The following is a 3,353-nucleotide window of genomic DNA, read 5'->3' on the forward strand; positions in this document are numbered from 1 at the left end:
AAATTCATCTCCCCCTTACCGTTGGGCTTTGCCCTACACACGCTTGAAGAGGGAGACTTCTTTCGGAATTCTGTTAAATTGGTGATAATAACTGTACAAGTTAAATTTTATTTCTTTTGATAGTGGGAGAAAGAGCATTAGTGAAGATGTAATCGTTTCATCAGCTGTTTTGAATCTTCTTTTTACTGGTTTACCTCCATTACACTGTAATAGAAATTTTTTATAATCAAGTGGTAATTTCACACTAAACTGATTTTCGAAATTCTTTATGTCTTCACTGGTTATTTGCTGATACGAATACTCAAATTCTATCATAAAGGTTCACCTACTGTTACGAATATAATCTATTAAGTAAATCTGTGAATGTCCTACATATAGGAGTAACTAATATACTTCCAGTTTCTTCACAATTATAAAAGACTACCCTAGGACAATCAATATTTTCATTGTAGTCAAAGCATAGTAAATGACCAAAAGGATCTCGCCCAAACGGTAGTAAACCCCGTTTCGAGAACTCGGAAAACATTTTTATATTTAAATCCTTATTAGTAAAACTAATTAAATCATTAAAAACTGACTCAATTCCACCGTCGTCATCGCAATCAAATGTATTGGGTTCTGGAAATCCCCCATTATTCTTCATAACACACTTTTTATAATCATCAGGTAGTTTGAATCCAAATAACCTTTCCACTTCGATTATTTCATAGTCATCCACAAGCTCTTCAGAAAAAAGCCATTTTTTCACTCCCATAAAAACATCTCCTTGATTCTTTTTGTAATCCTTCTTCAGGGTTCACGGCCTCCCAAAATAGCTCTTCCTCCAGCAGCGATGCCTCATGCCTCCAGCTACGAATAATACGGTCGTGCCAACGGCTCCAGCGATTTTCCAGATGATAGCAAGCAGCTCATAAAGTCCTGCAAATCCGTTCAAAGAAAAAACACCTGATATCTTTTTTTTAATCAAGTGCCTGTCTTCTACTACTATAGGAATCTATCACCCTTCAGAGTCACGTAAACTCTCTAACAGTTCCGTAAAGCTTGCGGCTACATACGTGACCTGTTCACGCATAAACACCTCGGCTTCCTGTGATGTCAATCCTTCCTCTTCCAAGATCTCTTTCTTCTCCCATGCCCCTCTGTACGCGTTATCCAATAATTAACAGCCTATTTCAAGTTGCAACATCCTGATAACCCACTTTAGTTACTTTAGTCGATTTTTTGTGTGCCATGTACAATCAAAGGTTATCCCAATATCTCGATCTTTATTAATATCCCCATACGAATCAACAATTCCAATTGATTAGTTGTTTCGATTTGCGGATAATTTTCATGAACTTCAATGTCATACCCTAGTTCGTGACGCTCTAGTTTGTAATAGTCTACTATTGCTTGTAAAAAACCTTGCAGTAATTGTTCCCAATTTTTCACTAATGATTTATAAGCACTATATTGTTCTTCATCAAATTTACCATCTTCTTCACCTTTAACCATTAATGCTATTTCAGCTTCTTTTTCACAAAATTCAATGGTAGTGTACTTAACCCATCCATAATTATATTCAAGTTCACCCTTGAGTCCAAAGGCTCCTGCGTTTATCTCTCCTACTGCACTTTATAAAATAATTAGCGGTTCATTCGGCACTAGGTAGCCCCTCAAAAAGGAACCCTTGAAAGGCACTTTACCATTCAAGATTTTACATTACTTTATAAAATCTAATATTGAATTTACACTTTCTTCAAAACGACTTGGGTTCCTTTCTTTAATACTATTTAAGTGAGACACAATATATTTCTGAATATCGTTATTTAATGTGGGAATGATTGCTTTATAAATATTCCTCGATGGTTCATGATTTAATATTCTTTTGTGAAGTATCTTTAACCATTCCTTAGCATGAGGAAGCATTTTAGGAATAGAATTAGCTAACACTTTCAAAGAAATTTCAGAACTAACAATCTGATCATAAGACTCTATAGCATGAATTAATCCAAACATTACTTCATCATTTTCGGTTAAATCATCAAAGCCTTGACACAATATTTCTATGTTATTTACATCCTCCATGTCTACAATATTTTCTATAGATTTTTCAAATTGTTCTACTTCACTCTCATCTCTTAATAAACGATTATTCTTTAATTCGGTAAGTTCGACTAAAATGTCCAACTTTCCCCACCTCCCTTTTTCACAGCAGTTGGGCTGCTCTTTATAGCTTCTCTCCCTATATTATCAGTTTCATGTACAACAGAATTGGGGGATTTCCGCTTTTTTCTCAGCCATTTTCGTATATATGGTCTTTACATGCATTGGCTTCATGAGTGACCACTCCCTTGCGTTCACATAAATCTCGAATTATTTGACCGATGCTCTTTCTATATTTTCCATACATAACCAGGGGGTTTCAATACACCCCAAAAAATAGCACCTGATTTCTCTTTAAAATCAAGTGCCTATCGAATCTATCAACCTAATTCTATTGCAAATTTACGATACTATACTAAGAATTCTGATTTAGAACCTAAGTTTGATTGTCTAATATCTTGCACTAACTGTAACCTTATCTCTCATGAACATTATTGTTTTTTACAAGTATTAACACTAAAAAAGAAAGATCTCACTTTTTACCGAATCTATACTAAATAAGCAATTATTTTTCCGTTGTCTGGATAATCGCCTTTCCAGCCACAAGGAAAACCACCAGCTTTATAAATATTGAGAATTTGTTCGAAAAAATTTTCACTTTTACCATTTATCGCGCGATTTATAGCGCAATTTCTTAAATCTACCACAACATTCTCAAAAAAATCACTATACGAGTCCGGAAGTTGGTTTCTAAGTCCATTAGCAATTTCTTCTGTAACTTCCTCTAAACCATTAGGCTTTTGACTAGGATCTAGTTTATACAATTTCCCCTTAACTTTCCCCATTTCAATTTGTCTAATATCTGACCAAGTGTATTCATCCTCACCAAAAATCTCATAAAAAGCAATTTTTTTTGCCTCCATAATATCAATAATAATAACAACATCTTCAGGGACTACTGTCTTTGAAATATCTTGTATAGAATTTGCAATTAGAATAACTTCTTCAACTAATGTCGTATGAATTCCATATTTCATAACTCAATAAAGTACCTTTCCCATAAGTCTATTGTTACTCCTTGTTGGCCCTGTCATGCAAATAATCATCTAAGCCTTTTTGTTTTCCTTTACACCGACACCACTCAGTACTTGCGCTTTCGAACGATTTTCCTATCGTAAAAGACTGCGTGAACTCTTAGAGCTTTTCTTCTAGCTCCTTCCTCACGATCATCGTTAACAGCCTTTTCACACATTATAGTTTCTTGATCA

5 protein-coding genes and 2 pseudogenes are annotated in these 3,353 nt (G+C 34.6%); all 7 read right to left on the reverse strand.

Going from position 1 to position 3,353, the window contains the following annotated elements; all coding sequences use genetic code 11:
- Positions 1 to 33: 33 nt before the first annotated feature.
- Positions 34 to 315 carry an SMI1/KNR4 family protein gene (locus tag A374_RS01500; RefSeq protein WP_007200401.1) on the reverse strand — a complete coding sequence of 94 codons (282 nt, stop codon included), beginning with the start codon at positions 313 to 315 and terminating at the stop codon, positions 34 to 36.
- A 16-nt stretch (positions 316 to 331) separates the two neighbouring features.
- Entirely contained in the window at positions 332 to 754 is a 423-nt protein-coding gene (locus tag A374_RS01505) for an SMI1/KNR4 family protein (protein WP_007200402.1), read from the reverse strand.
- Positions 755 to 796: 42 nt separating this feature from the next.
- Complete coding sequence (locus A374_RS20430; RefSeq protein WP_156793097.1) at positions 797 to 934, reverse strand: hypothetical protein; 138 nt, start codon at positions 932 to 934, stop codon at positions 797 to 799.
- Between the two features lie 238 nt (positions 935 to 1,172).
- Positions 1,173 to 1,599: pseudogene (locus A374_RS01510) on the reverse strand (DUF6985 domain-containing protein).
- 102 nt (positions 1,600 to 1,701) lie between these two features.
- Positions 1,702 to 2,169: an Imm30 family immunity protein gene (locus A374_RS01515; protein ID WP_007200404.1), complete on the reverse strand. Its 468-nt coding sequence runs from the start codon at positions 2,167 to 2,169 to the stop codon at positions 1,702 to 1,704.
- A gap of 118 nt (positions 2,170 to 2,287) precedes the next feature.
- Positions 2,288 to 2,395 (reverse strand): annotated as a pseudogene (locus tag A374_RS19770) (IS200/IS605 family transposase); the annotation flags it as partial.
- 238 nt (positions 2,396 to 2,633) lie between these two features.
- The gene (locus A374_RS01520) at positions 2,634 to 3,122 is read right to left on the reverse strand and encodes a hypothetical protein (protein WP_007200405.1); all 489 of its coding nucleotides are present in this window, start codon (positions 3,120 to 3,122) and stop codon (positions 2,634 to 2,636) included.
- Positions 3,123 to 3,353: the final 231 nt, after the last annotated feature.

This window comes from Fictibacillus macauensis ZFHKF-1 (genome assembly GCF_000269865.1).
Taxonomy (GTDB): Bacteria; Bacillota; Bacilli; order Bacillales; family Fictibacillaceae; genus Fictibacillus_C; species Fictibacillus_C macauensis.